This is a genomic window from Microbulbifer hainanensis (genome assembly GCF_014904735.1).
Classification (GTDB): domain Bacteria; phylum Pseudomonadota; class Gammaproteobacteria; order Pseudomonadales; family Cellvibrionaceae; genus Microbulbifer; species Microbulbifer hainanensis.
Window position 1 is genome coordinate 41,032 of record NZ_JACZCR010000026.1, and the last position, 23,802, is coordinate 64,833.

The 23,802-nt window shown below is 59.6% G+C and carries 21 protein-coding genes; 16 read left to right on the forward strand and 5 right to left on the reverse strand.

Annotated elements, in window-relative coordinates; genetic code table 11:
• The first annotated feature begins 57 nt into the window (after positions 1 to 57).
• The 3 genes from nagZ (at position 58) to IG168_RS09070 (ending at position 2,738) form a co-directional block, all read left to right on the forward strand.
• Positions 58 to 1,074, forward strand: coding sequence for a beta-N-acetylhexosaminidase (gene nagZ / locus IG168_RS09060; RefSeq protein WP_193164072.1), 1,017 nt, complete (start codon positions 58 to 60; stop codon positions 1,072 to 1,074).
• 42 nt (positions 1,075 to 1,116) lie between these two features.
• Positions 1,117 to 2,226, forward strand: coding sequence for a mechanosensitive ion channel family protein (locus IG168_RS09065; protein ID WP_319024681.1), 1,110 nt, complete (start codon positions 1,117 to 1,119; stop codon positions 2,224 to 2,226).
• Between the two features lie 296 nt (positions 2,227 to 2,522).
• On the forward strand, positions 2,523 to 2,738 hold the full coding sequence (locus tag IG168_RS09070) for a cold-shock protein (RefSeq protein WP_020413094.1): 216 nt from the start codon (positions 2,523 to 2,525) through the stop codon (positions 2,736 to 2,738).
• A gap of 156 nt (positions 2,739 to 2,894) precedes the next feature.
• On the opposite strand, the gene IG168_RS09075 is transcribed toward IG168_RS09070, so the two are convergent.
• From IG168_RS09075 to mfd, 3 genes are all read right to left on the reverse strand, one after another.
• Entirely contained in the window at positions 2,895 to 4,127 is a 1,233-nt protein-coding gene (locus tag IG168_RS09075) for a DUF819 family protein (protein WP_193164073.1), read from the reverse strand.
• Between the two features lie 38 nt (positions 4,128 to 4,165).
• Complete coding sequence (locus IG168_RS09080) at positions 4,166 to 4,894, reverse strand: CsiV family protein (protein ID WP_193164074.1); 729 nt, start codon at positions 4,892 to 4,894, stop codon at positions 4,166 to 4,168.
• Positions 4,895 to 4,984: 90 nt separating this feature from the next.
• Positions 4,985 to 8,464 carry a transcription-repair coupling factor gene (gene mfd, locus IG168_RS09085; protein ID WP_193164075.1) on the reverse strand — a complete coding sequence of 1,160 codons (3,480 nt, stop codon included), beginning with the start codon at positions 8,462 to 8,464 and terminating at the stop codon, positions 4,985 to 4,987.
• 304 nt (positions 8,465 to 8,768) lie between these two features.
• Between mfd and IG168_RS09090 the strand changes: the two genes are divergently transcribed.
• From IG168_RS09090 to IG168_RS09140, 11 genes are all read left to right on the forward strand, one after another.
• A complete protein-coding gene (locus IG168_RS09090) occupies positions 8,769 to 10,232 on the forward strand; it encodes a glyceraldehyde-3-phosphate dehydrogenase (protein ID WP_193164209.1) in 1,464 nt (487 codons plus the stop codon).
• A gap of 362 nt (positions 10,233 to 10,594) precedes the next feature.
• Positions 10,595 to 11,935: a Na(+)-translocating NADH-quinone reductase subunit A gene (locus IG168_RS09095; protein ID WP_193164076.1), complete on the forward strand. Its 1,341-nt coding sequence runs from the start codon at positions 10,595 to 10,597 to the stop codon at positions 11,933 to 11,935.
• A gap of 2 nt (positions 11,936 to 11,937) precedes the next feature.
• Entirely contained in the window at positions 11,938 to 13,158 is a 1,221-nt protein-coding gene (locus tag IG168_RS09100) for an NADH:ubiquinone reductase (Na(+)-transporting) subunit B (RefSeq protein WP_193164077.1), read from the forward strand.
• Positions 13,151 to 13,933 (forward strand): Na(+)-translocating NADH-quinone reductase subunit C, encoded by a 783-nt coding sequence (locus IG168_RS09105; RefSeq protein ID WP_193164078.1) that lies wholly within the window; start codon positions 13,151 to 13,153, stop codon positions 13,931 to 13,933. The genes IG168_RS09100 and IG168_RS09105 overlap by 8 nt, the downstream gene beginning before the upstream one ends.
• A 3-nt stretch (positions 13,934 to 13,936) precedes the next feature.
• Positions 13,937 to 14,599: an NADH:ubiquinone reductase (Na(+)-transporting) subunit D gene (locus IG168_RS09110; RefSeq protein WP_193164079.1), complete on the forward strand. Its 663-nt coding sequence runs from the start codon at positions 13,937 to 13,939 to the stop codon at positions 14,597 to 14,599.
• Between the two features lie 2 nt (positions 14,600 to 14,601).
• Entirely contained in the window at positions 14,602 to 15,210 is a 609-nt protein-coding gene (nqrE, locus tag IG168_RS09115; RefSeq protein ID WP_319024682.1) for an NADH:ubiquinone reductase (Na(+)-transporting) subunit E, read from the forward strand.
• Between the two features lie 18 nt (positions 15,211 to 15,228).
• Positions 15,229 to 16,452 carry an NADH:ubiquinone reductase (Na(+)-transporting) subunit F gene (gene nqrF, locus IG168_RS09120; RefSeq protein ID WP_193164080.1) on the forward strand — a complete coding sequence of 408 codons (1,224 nt, stop codon included), beginning with the start codon at positions 15,229 to 15,231 and terminating at the stop codon, positions 16,450 to 16,452.
• A gap of 152 nt (positions 16,453 to 16,604) precedes the next feature.
• Positions 16,605 to 17,528 (forward strand): FAD:protein FMN transferase, encoded by a 924-nt coding sequence (locus IG168_RS09125; RefSeq protein ID WP_226876732.1) that lies wholly within the window; start codon positions 16,605 to 16,607, stop codon positions 17,526 to 17,528.
• Positions 17,529 to 17,636: 108 nt separating this feature from the next.
• Positions 17,637 to 17,876 (forward strand): (Na+)-NQR maturation NqrM, encoded by a 240-nt coding sequence (nqrM, locus tag IG168_RS09130; protein WP_193164081.1) that lies wholly within the window; start codon positions 17,637 to 17,639, stop codon positions 17,874 to 17,876.
• Between the two features lie 123 nt (positions 17,877 to 17,999).
• Positions 18,000 to 19,397, forward strand: a complete 1,398-nt coding sequence (gene sthA / locus IG168_RS09135) for a Si-specific NAD(P)(+) transhydrogenase (RefSeq protein WP_193164082.1) — start codon at positions 18,000 to 18,002, stop codon at positions 19,395 to 19,397.
• Positions 19,394 to 19,858, forward strand: a complete 465-nt coding sequence (locus IG168_RS09140) for a thioesterase family protein (protein ID WP_193164083.1) — start codon at positions 19,394 to 19,396, stop codon at positions 19,856 to 19,858. The genes sthA and IG168_RS09140 overlap by 4 nt, the downstream gene beginning before the upstream one ends.
• Positions 19,859 to 19,878: 20 nt before the next feature.
• On the opposite strand, the gene IG168_RS09145 is transcribed toward IG168_RS09140, so the two are convergent.
• Both IG168_RS09145 and IG168_RS09150 read right to left on the reverse strand, forming a co-directional pair.
• Positions 19,879 to 20,244: a hypothetical protein gene (locus tag IG168_RS09145; RefSeq protein WP_193164084.1), complete on the reverse strand. Its 366-nt coding sequence runs from the start codon at positions 20,242 to 20,244 to the stop codon at positions 19,879 to 19,881.
• A gap of 46 nt (positions 20,245 to 20,290) precedes the next feature.
• The gene (locus IG168_RS09150; RefSeq protein WP_193164085.1) at positions 20,291 to 20,593 is read right to left on the reverse strand and encodes a hypothetical protein; all 303 of its coding nucleotides are present in this window, start codon (positions 20,591 to 20,593) and stop codon (positions 20,291 to 20,293) included.
• Between the two features lie 219 nt (positions 20,594 to 20,812).
• Between IG168_RS09150 and IG168_RS09155 the strand changes: the two genes are divergently transcribed.
• Positions 20,813 to 22,444, forward strand: a complete 1,632-nt coding sequence (locus IG168_RS09155) for an alpha/beta hydrolase (protein WP_193164086.1) — start codon at positions 20,813 to 20,815, stop codon at positions 22,442 to 22,444.
• A 109-nt stretch (positions 22,445 to 22,553) separates the two neighbouring features.
• The gene (locus IG168_RS09160) at positions 22,554 to 23,795 is read left to right on the forward strand and encodes a lipoprotein-releasing ABC transporter permease subunit (protein WP_193164087.1); all 1,242 of its coding nucleotides are present in this window, start codon (positions 22,554 to 22,556) and stop codon (positions 23,793 to 23,795) included.
• The last annotated feature ends 7 nt before the right edge of the window (positions 23,796 to 23,802 follow it).

Genomic DNA, 23,802 nt, shown 5'->3' on the forward strand with positions numbered 1-23,802 from the left:
GGCAGCCGGCGGCAGCACAGTTGCCCGCGTAAGCTGTTGCGTTTCAAGGAGCTTTGTATGTCTGCAATTCTTGGCCCGGTAATGATCGATATCGAGGGCCATTCACTCACGGCGGAAGACCGGGTACTGCTGGGCCATCCGCTGGTGGGCGGGCTGATCTTTTTTGCGCGCAACTTTCGCGACCGCCAGCAGTTGCAGGATCTGGTGGCGGCCATCCGCGCCGAGCGGCCGGATATCCTCCTGGCAGTGGATCAGGAAGGGGGCAGGGTGCAGCGCTTTCGCGATGAATTTACCCGCCTGCCGTCGATGCAGCAGCTGGCCGCACATGCCGATAGCGGACGCTTGAAAGATGTGGGTTGGCTGCTCGCCGCCGAGCTTCTCGCGGTGGGTGTCGATTTCAGCTTCGCCCCGGTTCTGGACGCGGACGACCAGCACTGCCGCATCGTCGGCGACCGGAGTTTCGCCGCCGATCCTGCCCAGGTCGCCGCGCGGGTGCGCCCCTTCATGGAGGGTATGCACGAAGCGGGCATGGCCACGACCGGCAAGCACTTCCCGGGGCACGGGCATGTGCTTGAAGACAGTCACGAAGAACTGCCCGAAGACGAGCGCTCTCTGGCTGACGTGATGGCTTCCGATGCTTTGCCGTTTATCGAATGTATTCGAGAAGGTGAGCTGGATGCGGTCATGCCGGCCCATATCCGCTTTGTGCAGATGGATCAGCAACCGGTGGGCTTTTCCCGTTACTGGCTGCAGGAAATCCTGCGCGGCGAACTGGCTTTCGATGGGATCATATTCAGCGATGACCTGAGCATGGAGGGGGCCGGAGTAGCTGGCGGTTATGGCGCGCGGATACAGGCCGCGCTGGACGCCGGTTGCGATATGGGCGTGGTTTGCAACAATCGCGCAGGGGCGCTCGAGGTACTGGAGACATTGGACGGGTTCTGCCCGTCCCCCGCCTCCAGCGATCGGCTGCAACGTATGCGTGGCAAGCCGGCAATCAAATCCTGGGACGCGCTCGAAACCAGCGAGCGCTGGCAGGCCACCCGCGCCTGGCTGGCCAGTATTACAGGTTAATAGCAGAATTTTTTCAGATACAAAGGAAAGGAGCTGTAGTCGGTGGAATCGTTGAAGGGGATGCTGTTGTCCTGGGTCGGTGACAACCGCTTGTGGATCGTCGCAATTTTTCTGATTGTACTGGCCACATCGCTGGCCGCGTGGCTGCTCTCGCGCTTCGTTCAGCGGCTGTCCGCTCGTGCCGAGCGGACCATGAACCCCTGGGATGATGCACTGGTAGGAGCTCTCATGCCGCCGGGTGCCGTACTGGTCTGGCTGTTCGGTTTGACCGTGGCGGCCGGCCGTGCCGGCGCGGCCACCGGCGCGGAGATCTTTAACCTTGCAGCACCGATGCGCGAAATCGGGCTCATTCTGGTAATTACCTGGTTTGCGCTGCGTTTCTCCCGCAATGTCGAGCACAACCTGCGCGATCCCCGCTACATGGGCAAGCCCATGGATGCTACCACCGTGCGTGCGGTGGGCAAACTTGTTAGGGCGTCGATTGTGATCACCGCTGCGATGGTGGTCATGCAGTTTCTCGGTTACAGCATCAGTGGTGTGCTGGCATTCGGCGGAATCGGCGGCCTGGCGATCGGTTTTGCAGCGAAGGACTTGCTGGCAAATTTCTTCGGTGGCCTGATGATCTATCTGGATAGGCCTTTTGCAGTGGGCGAATGGGTGCGGTCACCGGACAAGGAGATCGAAGGCACGGTCGAGGACATCGGCTGGCGCCTGACCCGGATCCGTACTTTCGACAAGCGCCCGCTGTATATCCCCAACGGAATCTTCACCCAGATTGCTGTGGAGAATCCATCGCGGATGCTCAACCGGCGCATCTATGAAACGATTGGCATTCGCTACGAGGATGCGCCGCTGATGGCCGGAATCGTTGCAGATGTGAAAGCAATGTTGCAGCAGCATCCGGAAATCGATACCAATCAGACCCTGATAGTCAATTTCAACAGTTTTGCGCCGTCATCACTGGATTTCTTTATTTACACCTTTACCAAGACCACGGAATGGGTGCGCTACCACGAAATCAAACAGGATATCCTGTTGCGGATTTTGCAGATAATCGAGGGGCACGGCGCTTCCTGTGCTTTCCCCACGTCAACACTGCATGTCGCGGAGTGGCCATCCCAAATACCGGAAGTGGCGAAAAGTGCCGGATAGACAGCTGGTAAACACGAGTACGCAAAAGCAGGATTGAACAGTAAGAAAGGGGATGCGGGTCACGGTTGGTGAATTATTGCGCACGAACTTGAATCGTCAGTATTTATTTCCCGGACACACCTAGACACTGGCGCCTTTTTATCTAAGAATCAGTATGTGCTTGCCGGGTTTGACCCGGTGGGCAGAGCAAGACAGCCGCTGGCAACTGTACTGACGGCTGGTATCGGGGTGGCGTTTTGCACTTTTGCCCGCAGAGGTTGAGAGGCAAGCGCAATAACAATAATGAGGTTGTCTCAATGAGTGATCGCGTTACAGGTACAGTGAAGTGGTTTAACAACGCCCGGGGTTATGGCTTCATCACCTGTGGAGAAGGAACTGAGGATATTTTCGTTCACTATCGCAGCATTCGCGGCGAGGGTTACAAAACTCTGAACGAAGGTCAGGCTGTAGAGTTTGAGATGCAGCAGGGTGACAAGGGATTGCTGGCGGAAGATGTGGTTCCCTGCGAGTAATTGATACCGAATTACTCGATAGAATCCGCACTTCTGTTCACGGGTTCTGGTTGGAAATAGACAATATTTGCACCAGATCTTAGTTTGGCGCTTTAAGTGCTGAGCGGTGAATCCTACCGGGCGGGCCATCTGGCCCGCCTTTTCTTTATCTGTCGATTATCCCCCGCCAACGATACGCAGCAGCTGGCCACAGAACCAGGCACCGTAGGTGCCCAGTGCATAGCCCATGACCGCAAGCAGTACGCCTACCGGTGCCAGAGAGGGGTGGAAGGCCGCCGCCACCACCGGTGCCGATGCGGCACCGCCGACATTGGCCTGGCTACCCACCGCCATAAAGAAGGTGGGCGCCTTGATCAGCTTGGCTACCAGCAAAATCAGGCCGGCGTGTATCGCCATCCAGATAGCCCCCAGCAGGAAGAGTTCCGGACTGTCGCGCAGTGCGGTGATATCCATGTGGGTGCCAATGGTCGCCACCAGGAAATAAATGAACACCGACCCCACTTTGGAGGCGCCGGCGCCCTCGAGCTTTTTCGCCGGTGAAAATGCAGCGAATATTCCGATTGTGGTGGCGATCACAATCAACCAGAAAAACTGACTGGTAAAGCTGAAGCGTGCCAGCTGTGGTGCGTTGGCCTGGAACCAGGGTGCCAGCTGATCCGCGCAGGCATGGGCAATGGCCGTGATACCAAAGCCGACGGCTGCAATCAGCATCAGGTCGGTCAGGCTGGGATTGCGGCTGTGCTTCTTGTGCATCGCCTCGACCTTTTCGCGCAATTCGGTGATCGCGCTGGTGTCGGCACCGCGGCGGGCATCCAGCTGCTTGGCGTTACCCGCCATAATCAGCAGTACTGCCATCCAGATATTGGCCACAATCACATCCACGGCCACCATGGCCGAGAAAATGTTACCGCCCACGCCGAAGATCTCTTTCATTGCTGCCTGGTTGGCACCGCCACCGATCCAGCTGCCGGCCACGGTCGTCATGCCGCGCCAAACCGCATCTGGGCCGCCACCAATCAGGTCGGGGCTGAAGGTCGACATGATCAGCAGTGCGATAGGGCCGCCGATGATGATGCCGAGGGTGCCGGTCAGGAACATAACCAGCGCCTTGGGGCCCAGGTTAATGATGCCTTTCAGATCGATGCTAAGAGTCAGCAGTACCAGGCTTGCCGGCAGCAGGTAGCGCGACGCAACGAAATAAAGCCGCGAAGACTCCGCATCGATAATGTGGAATGTGGTCAGCAGGGAAGGGAGGAAATAACACAGCAGCAGTGCCGGTACAAAGCGGTAAAAGCGCTTCCAGAACCGGTGCTCGCTGCCCGCGGTATAAAAGACAAAACCGAGGATGGCGGCGAGCATGCCGAGAATAATTGCATCGTTTGTAATCATAAAGCAGGAAAGATTCTGTTGTTGTTATAAGACGGACGTTATTTGCCGGCGGCATCTGCCGGATTTTTCACGGTGCGGACCTCGATCAGGACACCCAGCTGGGGGCTGTCGAAGTAATGCAGTTCCCCGCTGCGCAGGCGGCGCCCCTCCTGCAGCACTGCAACATGCTGGGCGTAAAGGGGGGCACTGAAGCCGGTTGTCATGCCGCCAGTTGCCGGTACGCCCTGCTGTAGATCCAGCGGTTCGTCGCTGGTGGCTTTGGGGGGCTCGGGCAGCAGTATGCTGGCGCTGGTGGGTTCACCGGTAAAGTCGTTGAACCACAGGTTGGTGTTCAGGTGCAGATAGTGAGACACGCTGACGGTGACACTGCCTTCCAGCTGGCGGTGACCGCGATAGCTGTCGCCGCCGCTGATCACGATCGCCGGAGCGCGGTGTTTCTGCCACAGGACCTGCTGCCAGGCCTTGTGGAACAGCACCCGGTACTGGCCGCCGCGGTTCAATGCCGCAACTTTGTTGTCCAGTTGCGTCGGTACTGGAGTGAGCGCCGGTGCACCGTTGTCGTTGGTGGACTGGAAATCCACCCAGCGCCACGGGTATTGCAGGCGCGGTGCGGCAGGCCAGGTTTCGCTGGAGCGCTCCATGCCCTGTGTGCGACTGAACACGATCATCTCGATTTCGAAGGTTGTGCCGGCGTAGCTGACCGCATTGGCACTGGCTGCGGCAAAGGTCAGCAGCAGTGCGGAGCACAGTTTGAGAATTCTGGTCATTTCGTTACCGCTTTTAATCGTTATGGCTTTCAAGTGGGTCCGGGCCCGCGCCGCGGGCCGCATACTATCGGCGCCCGCGGCGGAATACTATCACTGGGCCAGCCGCTCCAACACTCCGCTAATCTGTTGTAGGCGCTGATCGGGCCCCTCTTCGTCGAGCGCGAAGCTTAACTGGTTGGCGCCCTGCAGCTGATAGCGGCCCGGCTCGGTCTGCACCATCTTAACCAAAGTCAGCGGATCAACCCGGGTATTGTCCGCAAATTCGATACGTCCCCGCACGGCGGAAGCCTCGAGTTTGCGAATGCCCATGCCGTCGGCCCGCAATTTGATCTCGGTGGTGCGGAACAGGTGCTTTACCGGTTCCGGCAGCAGCCCGAAGCGGTCGATCATCTCTACCTGCAGCTCTCTCAGTGCCTGCGAATCGGCCGCGTTGGCGATGCGTTTGTACATCATCAGGCGCCCGTGCACGTCCGGCAGGTAGTCTTCGGGGATCAGCGCGGGGACGCGCAGGTTCACGTCTACCGCCGGCGATTCCAGCGGCTCGTCGATATTCGGCGTGCGGCCCTCGCGAATCGCTTTGACGGCGTGGTCGAGCATCTCCATATATAAGTTGAAGCCGACACTCTGTATCTGTCCGCTCTGTTCCTCGCCCAGCAGCTCCCCCGCACCGCGAATTTCGAGGTCGTGGGTGGCCAGGGTAAAACCGGCGCCGAGATCCTGGGCTTCGCTGATCGCCTCGAGGCGCTTGACAGCATCGGTGGTCATGGCGCGTTTGTTTGGTGTCAGCAGGTAGGCGTAAGCCTGGTGGTGGGAGCGGCCCACACGGCCGCGTAGCTGGTGCAGTTGCGCCAGGCCGAATTTGTCAGCGCGCTCGATCAGAATTGTATTGGCAGTGGGGATATCGATACCGGTCTCAATGATGGTGGTGCAGATCAGTACGTTGAAGCGTTTGTGGTAAAAGTCGCTCATGACCTGCTCGAGCTCGCGCTCGCGCATCTGGCCGTGGCCGATGCCGATGCGGGCTTCGGGAATCAGTTCTTGCAGCTCCCGCGCCATGCGTTTGATGCTTTTTACCTCGTTGTGCAGGAAATACACCTGGCCGCCGCGCAATATCTCCCGCAGCACCGCCTCCTTGATCAGCGCCTCATCGCGTTCCCGTACAAAGGTTTTCACCGACAGGCGCCGGGCCGGCGGCGTGGCGATGACAGACAGGTCGCGGATGCCGGCCATTGCCATATTCAGCGTGCGCGGAATAGGTGTCGCGGTCAGGGTGAGAATGTCCACCTCCGCGCGCAGGCTCTTCAGGCGCTCTTTCTGGCGCACACCGAAGCGGTGTTCCTCGTCGATGATCAGCAGGCCGAGGTTTTTAAAGTCCAGATCGCTCTGTAGCAGCTTGTGTGTGCCGACCAGAATATCCACCGCACCACTCGCCACCTTGTCCTTGATGCTGTCGATTTCCTTGCCGGAGCGGAACCGTGAGATCACCTCGATGTTCAGGGGCCAGTCGGCGAAGCGGTCGCGGAATGACTGGAAATGCTGCTGGGCGAGCAGGGTGGTGGGCACCAGCATGGCCACCTGCTTGCCGGCGTGGGCGGCCACAAAAGCCGCGCGCATCGCCACCTCGGTCTTGCCGAAGCCCACGTCGCCGCAGACCAGCCGATCCATCGGTTTCTTCGACAGCATGTCGGCAACGACGGCTTCGATGGCCTGCTGCTGGTCCGGGGTCTCTTCGAACGGGAAGCCGGCGGCGAATTCGCGATAGGCGAGCCCGGGATCGGCAAAGGCGTGGCCGACGCGGGCTTCGCGCCGGGCGTAGATATCCAGCAGCTCGGCGGCGGCGTCGCGCACTTTTTCCGCCGCCTTGCGCTTGGCTTTCTGCCACTGCTCGCTACCCAGTTTGTGCTGGGGCGCGAGCGCCTCGTCGGCACCGGAATAGCGGCTGATCAGGTGCAGGCTGGCGACGGGCACATACAGTTTGGCCTCGTCGGCGTATTCCAGGGTCAGGAATTCCGCCGGCTGGCCGTCGATTTCCAGGTGCTGCAGGCCGCGGTAGCGGCCCACACCGTGATCGATATGCACCACCGGCGCGCCGATGCGTAGCTCGGCGAGATTCTTGACCGCGTTATCGGCATCGTCCTTGGCTTTCTTGCGCCGGCGCTGTTGTAGTACCCGCTCGCCGAACAGTTGCGGTTCGGCGATCAGGTTGATGGCGGGGTCGGCGAGCTTCAAGCCCTGATCCAACGGCGCTACGGTAATGCCGAAACTCTCCTCGCTGGCCAGGAAGTCGCTCCAGCTGCCGAACTGCGTCGGTTCCAGGCGGATCCCGCGGAGCAGCTCTAGCAGTGCCTCGCGACGGCCACCACTTTCCGCGCAGAAGAGCACGCGGCCCGAGTATTCCATCAGGTAGCTTTCCAGCGCTGCCAGCGGCTGCTCGGCTTTGCCGTCCACCGGTAGCTTGGGCGGGGCATCGGTGGTGAAGTTATGGTTGCCCTGGCCTTGTGGAAGCGTCTCTTCGGAGAATATCGCCCGCGGCATGCCCTTCAGTGCCGCATTGAACTCGTCAATATTGAGCAGGATCTGACGCGGTTTGAGAATCGGGCGGGTCAGGTCACCGCAGCGGCTTTCGTAACGGTTGCCGACTTCGCGCCAGAAATGCTCGATGGGCTGCTGAATATCGCCCTGCAGGAATGCCTGGCTGTTTTCCGGAAGGTAGTCGAACAGGCTGGCGCACTGATCGCGGAAAAAGAGAGGTAGATAGTATTCGATACCCGCCGGAGCGATGCCGGCGCTGATGTCCTGGTAGATGGATACCTGGCTCGGGTCGCAGTCGAACTGCTCGTGCCAGTTCTGCAGGAATTCCGCCAGCGCAGCCTTGTGCAGCGGGAACTCGCGTGCGGGCAGCAGGTGAACGCTGTCCACATTATCCACCGTGCGCTGGGTTTCCGGGTCGAAGGTGCGCAGGGTTTCAATCTCATCGTCAAACAGGTCAATGCGGTAGGGCAGGCGGCTGCCCATCGGAAAGATATCCATCAGCGCACCGCGCACGGCGAATTCACCGTGTTCGTAGACGGTATCCACGCAGTGGTAGCCGGCCTGTTCGAGCAGGCGGCGCTGGGCATCGATGTCAAACCGCTGCCCTTCCTGCAATATCAGCGCATTGCCGGCCACGTAGTCCCGCGGCGGCAGCCTGTGCATCAGCGTGCTGACAGGCACGATGACGATGCCGCGACCCATCTGCGGGAGGCGGTAGAGGGTCGCCAGTCGGTCGGAAATGATGTCCTGGTGCGGAGAGAAGGTGTCGTAGGGAAGTATTTCCCAGTCCGGGAAATGGAAAATTTCCAGTTCGCTGCCGTCGCCGTCATCTCGCCGGGACTTGTTAAAAAATTTCAGCTGCACCTCCAGTCGGTGCGCTTCCTGGCTGTCGCGGGTCACCAGCAGGGTGGGTGTTTCCGCTCTGCGGGCAGCGTTCAGGATTGCCACTGCGGCGGCAGCGCCGTGCAGTTGACCCCAGAATTGGCGGTCACTGGAGGAGCGAAAGTCCGGTGGGGATAGGGGGCTTAAATCGGTCATCTTTCCTTATAAATCCGCGCTTTCAGTCGGAGGTCGGCTCGGGGGACGCTATTGTAGCGGTGAACTGAAACCCGTGCAGGGCATCTGTCAGCGGGCGCTAAAACGGTCCGGCGAGGGAGGCACCGGAAGGTGTCTTCGGGTGGGCAATCGGCGGCGCGTAAATTGGTAGTTTTACTACATTTTTTTGCTGTTTTTTTGCCCGGTTGCACCCCCGGAGTGTAATCCCTATATTGCGCAGCCACGCGGCCCGGGCAGTGCCTGCAGGCCGCGAATTTCCTGCCTATCGAACACATTGCAGAGGTGTCTGACAGTGACTCAGAAGCGACCAAAGCCCGCGGATTTTTTCAAGGACTGGAAGGAGCGCGAAGCGCTGGCTGAATCCATGATCCCGATGATTGGCAAGCTCAACCGTGAGCGCAACGTCGGTGTTTACATGTACGGCCGTAACCTGGTTAACCGCTCCGTGCTGAGCATCATGAAGGCGCACCGTTTTGTGCGGCAGGTCGAGGAGAATGAACTCTCCGAGTTCGAGAGCTTCCCGGTACTGGAAGCCATCTGCAAGCTGGACCTGGGCCCGGTACATATCGACCTGGGCACCCTGACCAACAAGTTCATGCGCGAAGGCAACGGCCTGTCCGTGGACGAATTCGTGCGTCGCGAGCTGGCGGATGCCGAGGGCGCCGGCACGCCGCTGCCACAGCCCAAAGATGTCGTGATCTACGGTTTTGGCCGCATCGGCCGCCTGGTGGCGCGCCTGCTGATCGATAAGGCCGGCAGTGGCGATGTGCTGCGCCTACGCGCCATCGTGTTGCGCAAGGGCAACGCTGACAATGATCTGGTCAAGCGCGCCTCGCTGCTGCGCCGCGACAGTGTACACGGCGCCTTCAAGGGCACCATCCGTGTCGATGAAGAGACCAATACCCTGATCTGTAACGGCAACGAGATCAAGGTGATCTACGCCAATTCACCCCAGGAAGTGGATTACACCGCGCACGGCATTCACGATGCGATCGTCGTGGACAGCACCGGTGTATGGCGCGACGAAGCTGGCCTGAGTCAGCACCTCGAGAGCAAGGGTGCCGCCAAGGTGCTGCTGACTGCGCCGGGCAAGGGCGATATCAAGAATATCGTTTACGGTATCAATAACGGCGATATCGAGGAGAGCGACAAAATCCTGTCCGCCGCCTCCTGTACCACCAACGCCATCGTGCCGGTCCTGAAAGCGGTGATGGACAAGTACGGTGTAGAGCATGGCCACGTGGAGACCGTCCACGCCTATACCAATGACCAGAACCTGATCGACAACTACCACAAGGGCGAGCGCCGCGGTCGTGCTGCCGCGCTGAACATGGTCCTGACCGAGACGGGTGCGGCCAAGGCGGTCTCCAAGGCGCTGCCGGAGTTGAAGGGCAAGCTGACCGGTAACGCGATTCGCGTTCCCATCCCGAACGTGTCCATGGCGATCCTGAATCTGAACCTGGGTCAGGAAACCACCAAGGAAGAGCTGAACGACTATATGCGCGAAGTGGCTCTGCACTCGCCGCTGCGCCAGCAGATCGACTACACCAACTCCCCGGAAGTGGTGTCCAGCGACTTTGTCGGCTCCCGTCGCGCTTGTGTCTTCGACTCGATTGCCACCATTGTCGACGGCAATAACGCCGTTCTGTACTGCTGGTACGACAACGAGTTCGGATACAGCTGCCAGGTGGTGCGCTGTCTCGAGGATATGGCCGGCGTACGTTACGAGCTGTACCCGAAGAAGGACTGAGGCGCCAGCACTGACGCCGTTGCCGACCGGGGAGTCCCAAGCAGGGGCTCCCCGGTCCCATCCCCCAAATCCCTGTTTTTCCAGCAAAATTTTCCTAATGGCGGGCCGATTAGGCCGCTTCCGCACTGGTAATGAATCCGTCCCATCTTTATAATGCGCGCGATTTTGGCGGGGCCGCCGTGCGCCGAGAAGTTAGCTTCCTCCTGCCCGACCTCCGGGCAATGCGGTTTAAGTCCTCGCAGCGCGAGAATTCCTGAAACAGTGTCTCTTCGAGCCGAGCACAGATGGGTATTGGGCTGTGTGTCGGGTTGCGAAAGGATGCTGTTGCATATTTTTTAAACTAGAAACTTAGGCATAGGCGTATGAGAAAGATCCGTCGGGGATTGGATTTACCCATATCCGGCGCGCCCGAGCAGGCCATCCACGATGGTCCTGCACTCAAAACCGTCGCTGTGCTCGGCCCCGATTACCACGGGATGAAGCCGACCATGGCGGTGGCAGAGGGGGATAGCGTCAAACTCGGACAGCTGCTGTTTACCGATAAGAAAACTGAAGGTGTGCGTTATACCGCTCCGGCTGCCGGCCGCGTAGTGGCCATCAATCGTGGCGCCCGCCGCGCACTGCAGTCCGTCGTTATCGAGATCGATGGCGACGAGGCGGAGCAGTTCGCCTCCTACAGTGCCGACCAGCTCGGCAGCCTGACTGCAGAGCAGGTTCGCGAGAACCTGGTGGAGTCAGGGATGTGGGCCGCGCTGCGTACCCGCCCGTACAGCAAAGTACCGGCTCTGGACGCCCAGCCAGCGGCAATCTTCATCAACGCCATGGATACCAACCCGCTCGCGGCGGATCCCGCCCTGATCATCGGCGAGCAGCGCGATGCGTTTGCGCAGGGTGTGGAAATCCTGTCCAAACTGGCGGATGTCACCTATGTATGTACCGCGCCGGATGCCGATATTCCGGTGCCCAGCGCGAGCAACATTCGCCGTGAAGCCTTTGCCGGCCCGCATCCGGCGGGACTGTCTGGCACTCATGTTCACTACCTGAGCCCGGTTAAGCCCGGCCGCAGCGTGTTCACCATCGGTTACCAGGACGTCATTGCAGTGGGCAAGCTGTTTGCCACTGGCAAGCTGTTCACTGACCGCGTGGTTTCCCTGGCTGGCCCGCGGGTCAACAAGCCGCGCCTGCTGCGTACCCGTCTGGGCGCCAGCCTGGACGAGCTGACCGCCGGCGAGCTGCAGGGTGACGACAACCGCGTAATCTCCGGTTCCGTGTTCGGTGGTAGCACCGCGGCGGGTCCGCTGGCCTATCTGGGTCGTTACCACAACCAGGTGACTGTGCTGGAAGAGGGTCGCGATCGTCCGTTCCTGCACTACCTGCGCGCGGGCAACAAGCGCTTCTCGGTCTTCCCGATCTACCTGTCGCGCCTGTTCAAGAACCGCCTGTTCAACTTCACCACCAGCACCAATGGCTCCGAGCGCGCGCTGATGCCGATCGGCACCTATGAGCGTGTGATGCCGCTGGATATCCTGCCGACCCAGCTGCTGCGTGCGCTGATCGTGGGAGATACCGCGACTGCCCAGAAACTGGGCGCACTGGAGCTGGACGAAGAAGATCTGGCGCTGTGCACCTTTGTGTGCCCGGGCAAGTACGAATACGGCCCCATTTTGCGGGACAACCTGACCCGTATTGAGAAGGAGGGTTAAGGATGTTGCGTAAATTCCTCGATTCCATTGAGCCGCATTTCCACAAGGGCGGTAAACTCGAAAAGTGGTACGCACTGTACGAAGCGGTTGATACCGGTTTGTTCCAGCCGGCGGATACCACCAAGACCACGGCACACGTGCGCGACGGCATCGACCTGAAGCGCATCATGATCACCGTGTGGGCCTGTGCGCTGATTCCGATGTTCTACGGCATGTACAACGTCGGTTTCCAGGCCAATACCATTCTCCAGGGCATGACCGACCCGTCGCTGACTGGCTGGCGCCAGGCGATCATCGGTGCGCTGACCAGCTATGACCCCAACAGCCTGTGGGACAACCTGGTCTACGGTGCCATGTACTTCCTGCCGATCTACGCGGTGACTTTCATCGTAGGTGGTATCTGGGAAGTGCTGTTCGCGGCCGTGCGCGGCCACGAAGTCAACGAAGGCTTCTTCGTGACCTCCATCCTGTTTGCACTGGCCTGCCCGCCGGACCTGCCCCTGTGGCTGGTGGCGATGGGTATCAGCTTCGGCGTGGTCATCGGTAAAGAAGTGTTCGGCGGTACCGGCAAGAACTTCATGAACCCGGCCCTGTGCGGTCGTGCCTTCCTGTTCTTCGCATACCCGGCCTCCATGTCCGGCGATGCGGTATGGACCGCCGTGGACGGCTACACCGGCGCTACTGCGCTGTCCTCCATGGCCAGTGACGGTATCCAGAACGGCGTTCTCGGCACCGGCGGCCTGGCTGGCGGTCACCTGAGCTGGTTCAACGCCTTCTTCGGCAACATGCAGGGCTCCATCGGTGAGACCTCTACCCTGGCAATCCTGATTGCCGGCGCCATCCTGCTGACCATGAAAATCGCCAGCTGGCGTATCGTGGCCGGCACGCTGCTGGGCATGATGGCCACTGCCACTCTGTTCAACTTCATCGGATCCGATACCAACCCGATGTTTGCAGTGCCCTGGTACTGGCACCTGGTAGTGGGCGGTTTCGCATTCGGTCTGATCTTCATGACGACCGATCCGGTTTCCGCATCCATGACCGACACCGGTCGCTGGTTCTACGGCATCCTGATCGGCTTTATGTGCGTATTGATTCGTGTCGTAAACCCGGCTTTCCCGGAAGGCATGATGTTGGCGATCCTGTTTGCCAACCTGTTCGCGCCGCTGTTTGACCACTTTGTGGTGCAGTCTCATATCAAACGGAGGTTGGCACGTGGCTAATAAAGATTCTGTAAAAGGTACACTGCTGGTCGCATTGGTCCTGTGTATTGTCTGCTCGGTGGTGGTTTCCACCGCAGCGGTCATGCTGAGACCGGCACAGAAGGCCAACGTTGAGCTGGACATGAAGCGCAACGTGCTGATGGCCGCGGGCCTGATCAATGACCCGAAGGCCAGCAAGTCAACGGTTGAAGACGCGTTCGCCAATGTGACGATTCGTTATGTCGATCTCAACACCGGTAAATTTACCGATGAGAAGCCGGAAGGTGGTCAGGGTCGCGCCGCGGCCAAGGTCCCGTCAGCCAGTGAAAAGCTGAATCCGGACGACGATGTTGCGAAGATCATTCGCCGCGAAAACATCTCCGAGGTTTACCTCGTGGAGAATAACGGCGAGCTGCAACGCGTTGTGCTGCCGGTGCGCGGTTACGGCCTGTGGAGTACGCTCTACGGCTTCCTCGCACTGGATAGCGATCTCAACACCGTGGCCGGCCTGGGCTTCTACGACCAGAAGGAAACCCCCGGATTGGGCGGTGAAGTAGACAACCCCAACTGGAAAGCACTGTGGCCGGGTAAGGAAGTCTTCGGTAAAGACGGCTCCGTGGATATCAGCCTGGTCAAGGGCGGAGTGGATCCGAACAGTCCCAAAGCGGTTCACCAGGTGGACGCACTGTCCGGTGCGACTCTCACCAGCAACGGTGTGCAGAACCTGCTGCACTTCTGGCTGGGCAGCGAGGGCTTTGGTCCCTTCCTGAAGAACCTGAAAGCAGGGGAGGCATAAGCAATGAAATTGAAAGAAATTCTGCTGGAGCCGGTATTCAACAATAACCCCATCGCGTTGCAGATCCTCGGTATCTGCTCCGCGCTGGCGGTAACCAGCTCCCTGAAAGTCACCCTGGTGATGTGTGTCGCACTGACCCTGGTAACGGCCTTCTCCAACCTGGCGGTTTCCTCTGTTCGGAACTACATCCCGAACAGCATCCGCATTATCGTGCAGATGACCCTGATTGCCTCTCTGGTAATCGTGGTGGATCAGATCATCAAGGCGACGGCCTACGACATCTCCAAGCAGCTGTCCGTATTCGTCGGCCTGATCATCACCAACTGTATCGTCATGGGGCGCGCGGAAGCCTTTGCCATGAAGCACGGCCCCGTGGCCAGCTTCCTTGACGGCATCGGCAACGGCCTCGGCTACAGCGCCATGCTTATTACCCTGGCATTCATCCGCGAGCTGTTCGGCGCTGGCAAACTGTTCGGTGTTGAAATCCTGCAGACCGTGAGCAACGGTGGCTGGTATGTGCCGAACGGCCTGCTGTTGCTGCCGCCCTCTGCCTTCTTCCTGATCGGACTGATTATCTGGGGCCTGCGCACCTGGAAACCGGGTCAGCGGGAAGAGACGGAATTCAAGATCGCGCCCAATACTAAAGCGCTGGCACAGGAGGCTTAATCGTGGAACATTTGATTTCTCTGGTCGTCCGCGCTGTATTCATCGAGAACATGGCGCTGGCGTTCTTCCTGGGCATGTGTACCTTCATGGCGGTGTCCAAGAAGATCGAAGCCGCTATCGGTCTCGGTGTCGCGGTCGTCGTGGTATTGACCCTGACGGTACCGGTCAACAACCTGATCTACACCTACCTGCTGAAAGACGGCGCCCTGGCCTGGGCGGGCTTCCCGAATGTGGACCTGAGCTTCCTCGGCTTGCTGTCTTACATCGGCGTAATCGCCGCTCTGGTGCAGATCCTGGAAATGTTCCTGGATAAATTCGTACCGGCGCTCTACAACGCGCTGGGCGTATTCCTGCCGCTGATCACCGTGAACTGCGCCATCATGGGTGCTTCACTGTTCATGGTCGAGCGCGAATACAACTTCAGCGAGAGTGTTGCCTACGGTTTCGGCGCCGGCGCTGGCTGGGCACTGGCGATCCTGGCCCTGGCCGGTATCCGCGAGAAGCTGAAATACAGCGACGTTCCGAACGGCCTGAAAGGCCTGGGCATCACCTTCGTTACCGTTGGCCTGATGTCCCTGGGCTTCATGTCTTTCGGCGGTATCGCACTCTAAGCGGGGGAGAAAGAACATATGAATATAGAAATTATCCTCGGCGTGGCCATGTTTACCGTCATCGTGCTGGCACTGGTGGCGGTGATCCTCGTCGCTCGCTCGCGCCTGGTAAACACGGGTAACGTCAACATCCTGGTGAACGGTGAGAAGACTCTCACCGTACCGGCCGGCGGCAAGCTGCTGCAGACTCTGGCTGCGAACAACCTGTTCCTGGCCTCCGCCTGTGGCGGCGGCGGCAGCTGCGCCCAGTGCGTGTGTAAAGTGGTATCCGGTGGTGGCGATATGCTGCCCACCGAAGCTGCGCACTTTACCCCGCGCGATGCGAAGGAAGGCAAGCGCCTTTCCTGTCAGGTGGCTGTAAAGCAGGACATGGAAATCGAAGTGCCCGAAGAGGTGTTCGGTGTGAAACAGTGGGAGTGCACTGTGGAATCCAACCCGAACGTGGCAACCTTCATTAAAGAGCTGACCCTGAAGCTGCCGGAAGGCGAAAACGTCGACTTCCGCGCTGGCGGTTACGTGCAGCTGGAAGCCCCGGCCCACCACGTGAAATTCTCCGACTTCAATGTCGAGCCGGAGTACCGCGGTGACTGGGAGCACTTCGGCTTCTTCAATCTGGAATCCAAGGTGACCGAGCCGGTTGTACGCGCCTATTCCATGGCCAACTATCCGGAAGAGAAGGGCGTTGTTAAGTTCAACATCCGTATCGCCACTCCGCCGCCGCGCACCGAAGGTGTGCCGCCGGGCCAGATGTCCTCTTACGTGTTCAGCCTGAAGCCGGGTGACAAGATCAAGGTGTACGGTCCCTTCGGTGAGTTCTTCGCCAAGGATACCGACAACGAAATGGTCTTTATCGGTGGTGGTGCCGGTATGGCGCCGATGCGTTCACACATCTTCGATCAGCTGAAGCGTCTGCACAGCAAGCGCAAGATCAGCTTCTGGTACGGTGCGCGTTCCCTGCGTGAGATGTTCTACGAGGACGACTACAACGGTCTGCAGGCAGAGTTCGACAACTTCCAGTGGCACGTGGCACTGTCCGATCCGCAGCCGGAAGACAACTGGACCGGTTACACCGGCTTCATTCACAACGTGGTCTACGAGAACTACCTCAAGGATCACCCGGCGCCGGAAGACTGCGAATACTACATGTGCGGACCGCCCATGATGAACGCGGCAGTCATCAATATGCTCAAAGATCTGGGTGTCGAGGATGACAACATCCTGCTCGATGACTTTGGTGGCTGATCGGAGACGTTAAATTGCAATTCGCAATTCGCAAGCCGATAACAATAAAAACAGGGCCCGTTAATCCGGCCCTGTTTTTGCTTTTCTGGCTGGTAATGAGTCTCACTGCCTGCGCCCCGGAATCTCGGGACTGGCAGCTGAGCGGACGCACTATGGGCACCACCTACCACATTACCGTGGTGGATGTACCCAGTGGCGTTGACAGTAAATCGCTGCAGCAACAGATCGACAGCGAGCTGCAGCAGGTCAACCAGGAGATGTCGACCTATATCGATGACTCCGAACTGATGCGCTTCAACCGCGGCCCGGTCGGCGAAGCCGTCCAGGTCAGCGGCCACCTGGCCGATGTGGTCGATAAGGCGCTGGATATCTATCAGCGCAGCGGTGGCGCTTTCGATATTACCGTGGGGCCCCTGGTTAACCTGTGGGGCTTTGGCCCGCAACCGGAACCGGACAAGGTGCCCTCCGACGAGGAGATCGCGCGGCTGGACAAAGTAGTGGGTTCCGACGCGCTCAAAGTGGAGCGCAACCCGGACCGCATTACCCGCAGTCGCCCGGTGGAACTCGACCTGTCGGCCATCGCCAAAGGACACGGAGTAGATCGCGTTGCCGAGTTGCTGGAACAGCAGGGCATCCGCAATTACCTCGTGGAAATTGGTGGAGAGGTGCGCACGCTCGGGCAGAACCCCAACGGTGTTGACTGGCGGATCGGCATCGAGCGCCCGGATCCCGGCGGCCGCGCCGTACAGGAGCCGATCGCCGTAAGCGGCCAGGCTGTGGCCACCAGCGGCGATTACCGCAACTACTACGAGCGCGATGGCGTGCGCTACGCACATACCATTGATCCGCGCACCGGGCGTCCGCTGCAACACCGCCTGGCATCGGTCACGGTGATTGCCGACAATTGCGCAGAGGCCGATGGCCTCGCCACGGCGCTGAATGTGATGGGTGCCGATGCGGGATTAAAATTGGCAGAGAAGGAAGGTCTCGCCGTATTCATGTTGGTGAAGACCGACGACGGATTCGCAGAACGCTACAGCAGTGCGTTCAAGCCGTATCTGTCGGGCGGCCAGTAAAGCGCCAGTTCATGCCGGCCGATGGCTGGCAAGTGTCTGCAGTCATCAATCCGGCACTCAGGTTTTGAGCCGGATTGGCGAGCAGTTTTAACGAGAGAGGTCTGAAAAGTGGTTGTATTTATTTTTGCGTTCGTGGCCATTGCTCTGGTGATTGTCGGTATGGCGCTCGGCGCCATCGTGCAGAACAAACCGCTGAAGGGCTCCTGTGGCGGGCTCAACAATCTCGGCCTGAAAGAGGGCTGCGAAATCTGTGGTGGTGACGACGACGCCTGCAAGAAAGAACAAGAGCGCCAGCAGCGGGAAGCGGCAGCCGGGGACCTGGCCTACGACGCCACCAAGCGCAAATAGTCGAGCCGTTTCCCTGCACAGCGGCCGTATCCACGGTGCGTTGAAACTTGTCGTGTCGGGCGCTTTCTTGCAGCGCCCGGGAACGACGCAGACAATTAACCGAAAAAATAAATGAGCTTGTAGATGTCAGAGCAAAAATACGATCTGGTAGTTATTGGTTCCGGCCCCGCCGGCGAAGCCGCCGCAATGAGCGCGGCAAAGAAAGGGATGCGTGTGGCGGTGGTCGAGCGCTATTCGGTCGTTGGCGGTAACTGCACGCACAAGGGCACCATTCCGTCCAAGGCTCTGCGTCACTCGGTCAAGCAGCTGATGCGCTACAACACCCAGCCGGTTTTTCGCGCCCTGGGCGAACCGCGCCGCCTGACATTCCCCCAGGTGATGCAGACGGTCAACAAGGTCATTTCCTTTCAGGTTGAGATGCACACCAGCTTCTACGCGCGCAATCGGGTCGATTTGATCCACGGTGAGGCGAAATTCCGCGATGCCGACAGCATCGAGGTCCAGCTCCCGGACGGCGCTGCAGAAATCATCACCGCGAAAAAGTTCGTGATTGCCACCGGCTCGCGCCCGTATCGCCCGGCGGATGTCGATTTTGACCACCCGCGGGTCTACGACAGCGATACCATTCTGGATATGCAGCACACGCCACACTCCATCATGATCTATGGTGCAGGTGTTATCGGCTGCGAGTACGCGTCTATCTTTGCCGCGCTGGGCGTCAAAGTGGACCTGATCAATACCCGCGGCAGCCTGCTCGAATTTCTCGATGACGAAATCTCCGATGCGCTCAGCTATCACCTGCGGGATATGGGCGTCACTGTGCGCCACCGCGAGGAATACGCCAAAGTGGTCCCCACCGACGCTGGTGTAATCATGGAAATGCAGTCCGGTAAACGTATTCACGCCGATGCGCTGCTGTGGTGTAACGGTCGCTCCGGTAACACCGGCAGCCTGGGCCTGGAAAATGTCGGGCTGGAAGCTAACCACCGCGGCCAGTTGAGCGTCGATGAGCATTACTGTACCGCCGTGGACAAGATCTTTGCCGTCGGCGACGTCATCGGCTGGCCGAGTCTCGCCAGTGCCTCCTACGATCAGGGCCGCGCGGTGGCGGCAGCCATTGCCGGCCGCGGCCACCACGTGGTCGAGGATGCACCCACCGGAATTTACACCCTGCCGGAAATCTCTTCCGTCGGTAAAACAGAATCGGAACTCACCGCTGCCAAGGTGCCTTATGAAGTAGGGCGCGCACTGTTCAAGCACACCGCGCGGGCGCAGATTTCCGGTGAGCGCGTGGGCATGCTGAAAATCCTGTTCCACATCGAGACGCGGGAAATTCTGGGTATTCACTGCTTCGGCGCCGAAGCCGCGGAAATCGTCCATATCGGCCAGGCCATCATGAAACAACCCGCGCCGAACAACACCATCGATTTCTTCGTCAACACGACTTTCAATTACCCGACCATGGCGGAGGCCTACCGCAGTGCCGCGCTGGATGGACTGAATAGGGTGGCGCGGCTGTGACGGAACCTTCGCCGAGCGAATTCCGCGAGCTGGTGCGGAGCTTCTTTGAGCAGATCCCATTCAACCGGCAGATTGGCCTGGAGATGCGCGAGCTGGACCTGGAACAGCTCACTATCTCCGCGTCCTTCGAGCTGCGTCCGGAATTGATCGGTAATATCTGGAAGAACATCCTGCACGGCGGTGTTATTGCCACTGCACTCGACACCGTCGGCGGACTCACCGCCATGGTGGCGGCCTATCAGCGCATGGGCGATGTCGACTGGAAAGAGAAAACGGCGCGGCTGTCGAAATTGGGCACCGTCGATATGCGGGTGGATTATTTAAAGCCGGGCAGGGGAGAGCGCTTCGTCTGCCATGGGTCAATTCTGCGTGCCGGCAACAAGCTGGTGGTGACGAGGATGGAACTGGTCAACGATCAGGAAGAGTTGATCGCAACGGGCACCGCAACCTATCTCTACTAGGGCCTGTTCAGGCCCCGTCGTTATTCTGCAGTGACAGGCAGTTGCTGTTTCATCTTTTGGCAGGCGGCCTTTTTCTCTTCAGCGGACATTGCCTGCCAGCGCTTGGTTGCCTGCTTCTCGCTTTCGGCGAAGGCCTTTTCGAAACTCTCGACATTGAGGCCGGCCTTGGCGAGTTGTGCCCGCTGTCGCTCTTTGATCTCGGCCAGGCGTTCAGCGCTGTAATCACCACATGATTTGGCGGTGACATGCATCATGCCGCTGATCTTTCCCAATTGGCTGGCCATATCCGGCCCCGGAGACTTGGCTGACTCGCTCTGTGCGGTTGCCGTCAGGCTTGACGCTGCGACAGCGAACACTGCAATGAGTGAAAGGGCTGATCTGATCATGCTGCCATCCTGGTCCAGTGTCCTGGGCTCGAAAGCCCGGTGACGGTTATCCGTTGTTATGCTTTTTGACCGTGTGCAGTGCCACGTTGCGTTCAAAGTACACGTAGAAACCTGGGTACTCCCAGCGGGTAATGGCGGGTTCGCCGACGGGTCCCTGGATGCCAATCGGGTCACCGAGGAGGGCGCTGACATCTTCCTTTTTCAGGCCGCGCATCTCTTTGACAGGTGCGTCATTGCCCTGGCTGCCAACCGGGACTTCGATGGTTTCCGCCCGCGCGCAGAGTGCGAACGCGAACAAGGCGGCGCCGACGAAGAGGGAGGGTTTTCGGCTGCGGAATTTGCTGAACATGGATCCTGCTCCGGATTCTTGTAGTTGCTGGCCAATTAAAGCAGATATTGTGCCTAAACATTTGGAATTCTTCACGTTTTTCAGCCTTGATCCGCATTCGGGGCGGCATCCACTGCCGCCGGCTAATTTGCACCGACGGTCCGGCCGCAAGCGGACAGGGCTGGGGCAATGGGCGATGTGCTAGGCTGGAAAGCAAACCCTTGCCGCAGGCTCGCCTGGATGCGAATTGCACAATATTTCTCCACCGTCGGGCTGCTGATCGGCACCATCTTTTTCGCGCTCTCCCTCACGCCATCCCTGATTCCCCGCAGCGACTTCGTGCAGGGCTGTATTTCCGGTGTGTCCTTCACCGCGGGCTATGGCGTCGGTGTTTTCCTGATGTGGATCTGGGCCTTTCTGCAGCTTCCCACCGGCGGCGAGCGATTGCAGCGGGTACTGGGCTGGGTCGCGGGTATTTTGTGTGTGCTGCTGGCACTGGGGTTCCTGCTGCAGGCCACCCGGTGGCAGAACTCGGTGCGGACACTGATGGGAATGGAAGAGGTCACCGGGATGCGGCCGTTCACGGTGGCCCTGGTGGCGGCAGCGGTATTCCTCCTGCTGGTGATGCTGGCGAAGGCGTTCAGGCGCCTGTTCCTGTTCTTCACCGCCAAGCTGGAGCACCGCATTCCCCAGCGCATCTCCACGCTGCTCGGACTGCTGGCGGCCTTCGCGCTGTTCTGGATCCTGTTCAACGATGTAGTGCTGTCCGCGGCACTGCACAAGGTGGACCACATTTACCAGCAGCTGGACGCGCGCATTGTGCCGGACATGCAAGAACCCACGGATCCGATGAAACCCGGCAGCCCCGAGTCACTGGTGCGCTGGAAGGACATGGGTCACCAGGGGCGGCGCTATCTGGCGCTTGCCCCCACAGGCAAGGATATCGCCGAAGTGACCGGCACTGCCAAGGACCCGATCCGGGTCTATGTGGGGCTGAATGCGGCGGACACGCCGAAAGAGCGCGCCCGGCTGGCGCTGGAAGAGCTGAAGCGGGTAGGGGGCTTCGAGCGCTCGACACTGATCCTGATTACCCCGACCGGTACCGGCTGGGTGGACCCGGGGGCGATCAACTCGGTCGAATACCTGCTCCGCGGGGATGTCTCCAGTGTCGCTGCCCAGTACTCCTATCTGCCCAGTCCGATTGCCTTGATGACCGAGGATGCCTACGGGCGGGAGACGGCGCGGGCACTGTTTGAATCGATCTATGGCTACTGGAGTAACTTGCCGCGAGAATCGCGCCCGCGGCTGTACCTGTTTGGCTTGAGCCTGGGAGCACTGAACTCGGATCGCTCCTTCGATTTCTACGACATCATCGACGATCCCTTTGACGGCGCGCTCTGGGCCGGACCGCCATTTCGCAGCGATACCTGGCGGGATGTCACCGCGGACCGGGATGCCGGTTCGCCGGCGTGGCTGCCCCAGTTCCGCGGCGGCGCGGTGGTGCGCTTCGGCAACCATTTCGGCGGTTACCAGGAAGGCAAAGTGCCCTGGGGTAATTTCCGCCTTGCCTTTCTGCAGCATGGCAGCGACCCCATCGTGTTTTTTGCGCCGGGCGCGGCGTATCGCCGGCCGGCCTGGATGGAGAAGCCGCGGGCGCCGGATGTTTCTCCGCAGTTGCAGTGGTACCCCATCGTGACCATGCTGCAGCTGGCCATGGACATGCACGCGGGCATCGCCCCGATGGGCTTCGGCCACAGCTACGCGCCGGCGGACTATGTGCATGCGTGGAAATCGCTGACCCAGCCGGAGGGTTGGAGCGAGGCGGACCTGGAAAAGCTGCGGAAAAAACTCCTTACGTGGAATCCGCGCTGATTCCGTCTGTCCAAGTGCTGGGCCGTTGGCCGCACTGTTTCCGGCCCGAGCCGTAATATCCGGGCTAAATACTTGGATTTCTTGGCGTTTTTCCGCTTAAATCACCCACATGATAAAGCCCGTACCCCTTTATATCGGCCTGCGCTATGTGGCCGCCCGCCGTCGTCAGCAGTTTATTTCCTTCATCAACGGATTTTCCCTGCTTGGCATGGCGCTGGGCGTACTGGCGCTGATCGTCGTCACCTCGGTGATGAACGGTTTCGACCGGGAACTGAAAACCCGCATCCTCAGCGTGGTGCCCCACGGCTTCGTGCAGAAAGAGGGTGGTCTGAAAGACTGGCACGGCGCTGCGGCGCAACTGGAACAGCAGCCCCACGTTATGGCCGCCAGTCCGTTTGTGCGCGATTTTGCCCTGTTGGGCGCTAACGGCAGTAATCACGGTGTCGAGTTTCAGGGCGTGGATCCCAAGGCACTGAAAAATGTGTCGGCGGTCGGCGACCATATCCTGATGGGTAGCCTCGATGCGCTGAAGCCGCGCAGCTACAACATCGTGTTGGGGCGTATTCTGGCGCGCCAGCTGAACGTCATTCCCGGCGACAGCGTCATTCTCACCCTGCCGGAAGTGGTGGTGACACCGGCCGGGATATTCCCGCGCACCAAGCGCTTTACCGTGGCCGGCATCTTTTCCGTGGGCGCCCAGGTGGATCAGAGCCTGGCCCTGATGAATATCGAAGACGCCGCGCGCCTGCTGCGCATGCGCGGCAAGGTGCAGGGGCTGCAACTGCGTTTCGACGATATGGATAATGCCCTCGGCCGGGTGTCCGGTTACGCCGCTGCGCTCGGCGAGGGTTTTACCGGTGAGGACTGGAGCCACTCCCAGGGCAGTCTGTTCCAGGCGGTAAAAATGGAAAAAACCGTGGTGACGTTGATGCTGATGATCATCGTCGCCGTGGCCGCGTTCAACATTGTCTCCGCGCTCGTACTGATGGTGGCGGACAAGCGTTCGGATATCGCCGTATTGCGCACGCTGGGATTGACCTCGCGGCAGATCATGGCGGTGTTCGTGGTGCAGGGCAGTGCTATCGGTATTATCGGCGCTGTGATCGGCGGCGTACTGGGAACGCTGATCGCCTTCAATCTCACCGAAATGGTCAGCTGGATGGAAAACCTGCTGGGCATGAAGATTTTTGATCCGCGCGTATTTTTTGTCAGCTTCCTGCCCTCTGAATTCCGCACCAGCGACGCGGTCATTGTGCTGACCGCGGCGGTGCTGATGAGCCTGCTGGCAACCCTGTTTCCCGCCTGGCGCGCCGCGCAGATTGCGCCGGCTGAAGCGCTGCGATACGAATAAGTAGAAG

Excerpts from the sequence above, each read along its gene's own strand:
- sthA (WP_193164082.1), top strand. The coding sequence starts at position 18,000 with ATGTCAGAGCAAAAATACGATCTGGTAGTTATTGGTTCCGGCCCCGCC.
- IG168_RS09125 (WP_226876732.1), top strand. The coding sequence starts at position 16,605 with ATGGGCACCACCTACCACATTACCGTGGTGGATGTACCCAGTGGCGTT.
- IG168_RS09070 (WP_020413094.1), top strand. The coding sequence starts at position 2,523 with ATGAGTGATCGCGTTACAGGTACAGTGAAGTGGTTTAACAACGCCCGG.
- IG168_RS09095 (WP_193164076.1), top strand. The coding sequence starts at position 10,595 with ATGAGAAAGATCCGTCGGGGATTGGATTTACCCATATCCGGCGCGCCC.
- nagZ (WP_193164072.1), top strand. The coding sequence starts at position 58 with ATGTCTGCAATTCTTGGCCCGGTAATGATCGATATCGAGGGCCATTCA.
- IG168_RS09075 (WP_193164073.1), bottom strand. The coding sequence starts at position 4,127 with ATGATTACAAACGATGCAATTATTCTCGGCATGCTCGCCGCCATCCTC.
- IG168_RS09080 (WP_193164074.1), bottom strand. The coding sequence starts at position 4,894 with ATGACCAGAATTCTCAAACTGTGCTCCGCACTGCTGCTGACCTTTGCC.
- IG168_RS09155 (WP_193164086.1), top strand. The coding sequence starts at position 20,813 with ATGCGAATTGCACAATATTTCTCCACCGTCGGGCTGCTGATCGGCACC.
- mfd (WP_193164075.1), bottom strand. The coding sequence starts at position 8,464 with ATGACCGATTTAAGCCCCCTATCCCCACCGGACTTTCGCTCCTCCAGT.
- IG168_RS09160 (WP_193164087.1), top strand. The coding sequence starts at position 22,554 with ATGATAAAGCCCGTACCCCTTTATATCGGCCTGCGCTATGTGGCCGCC.
- IG168_RS09150 (WP_193164085.1), bottom strand. The coding sequence starts at position 20,593 with ATGTTCAGCAAATTCCGCAGCCGAAAACCCTCCCTCTTCGTCGGCGCC.
- nqrF (WP_193164080.1), top strand. The coding sequence starts at position 15,229 with ATGAATATAGAAATTATCCTCGGCGTGGCCATGTTTACCGTCATCGTG.
- IG168_RS09110 (WP_193164079.1), top strand. The coding sequence starts at position 13,937 with ATGAAATTGAAAGAAATTCTGCTGGAGCCGGTATTCAACAATAACCCC.
- IG168_RS09145 (WP_193164084.1), bottom strand. The coding sequence starts at position 20,244 with ATGATCAGATCAGCCCTTTCACTCATTGCAGTGTTCGCTGTCGCAGCG.
- IG168_RS09100 (WP_193164077.1), top strand. The coding sequence starts at position 11,938 with ATGTTGCGTAAATTCCTCGATTCCATTGAGCCGCATTTCCACAAGGGC.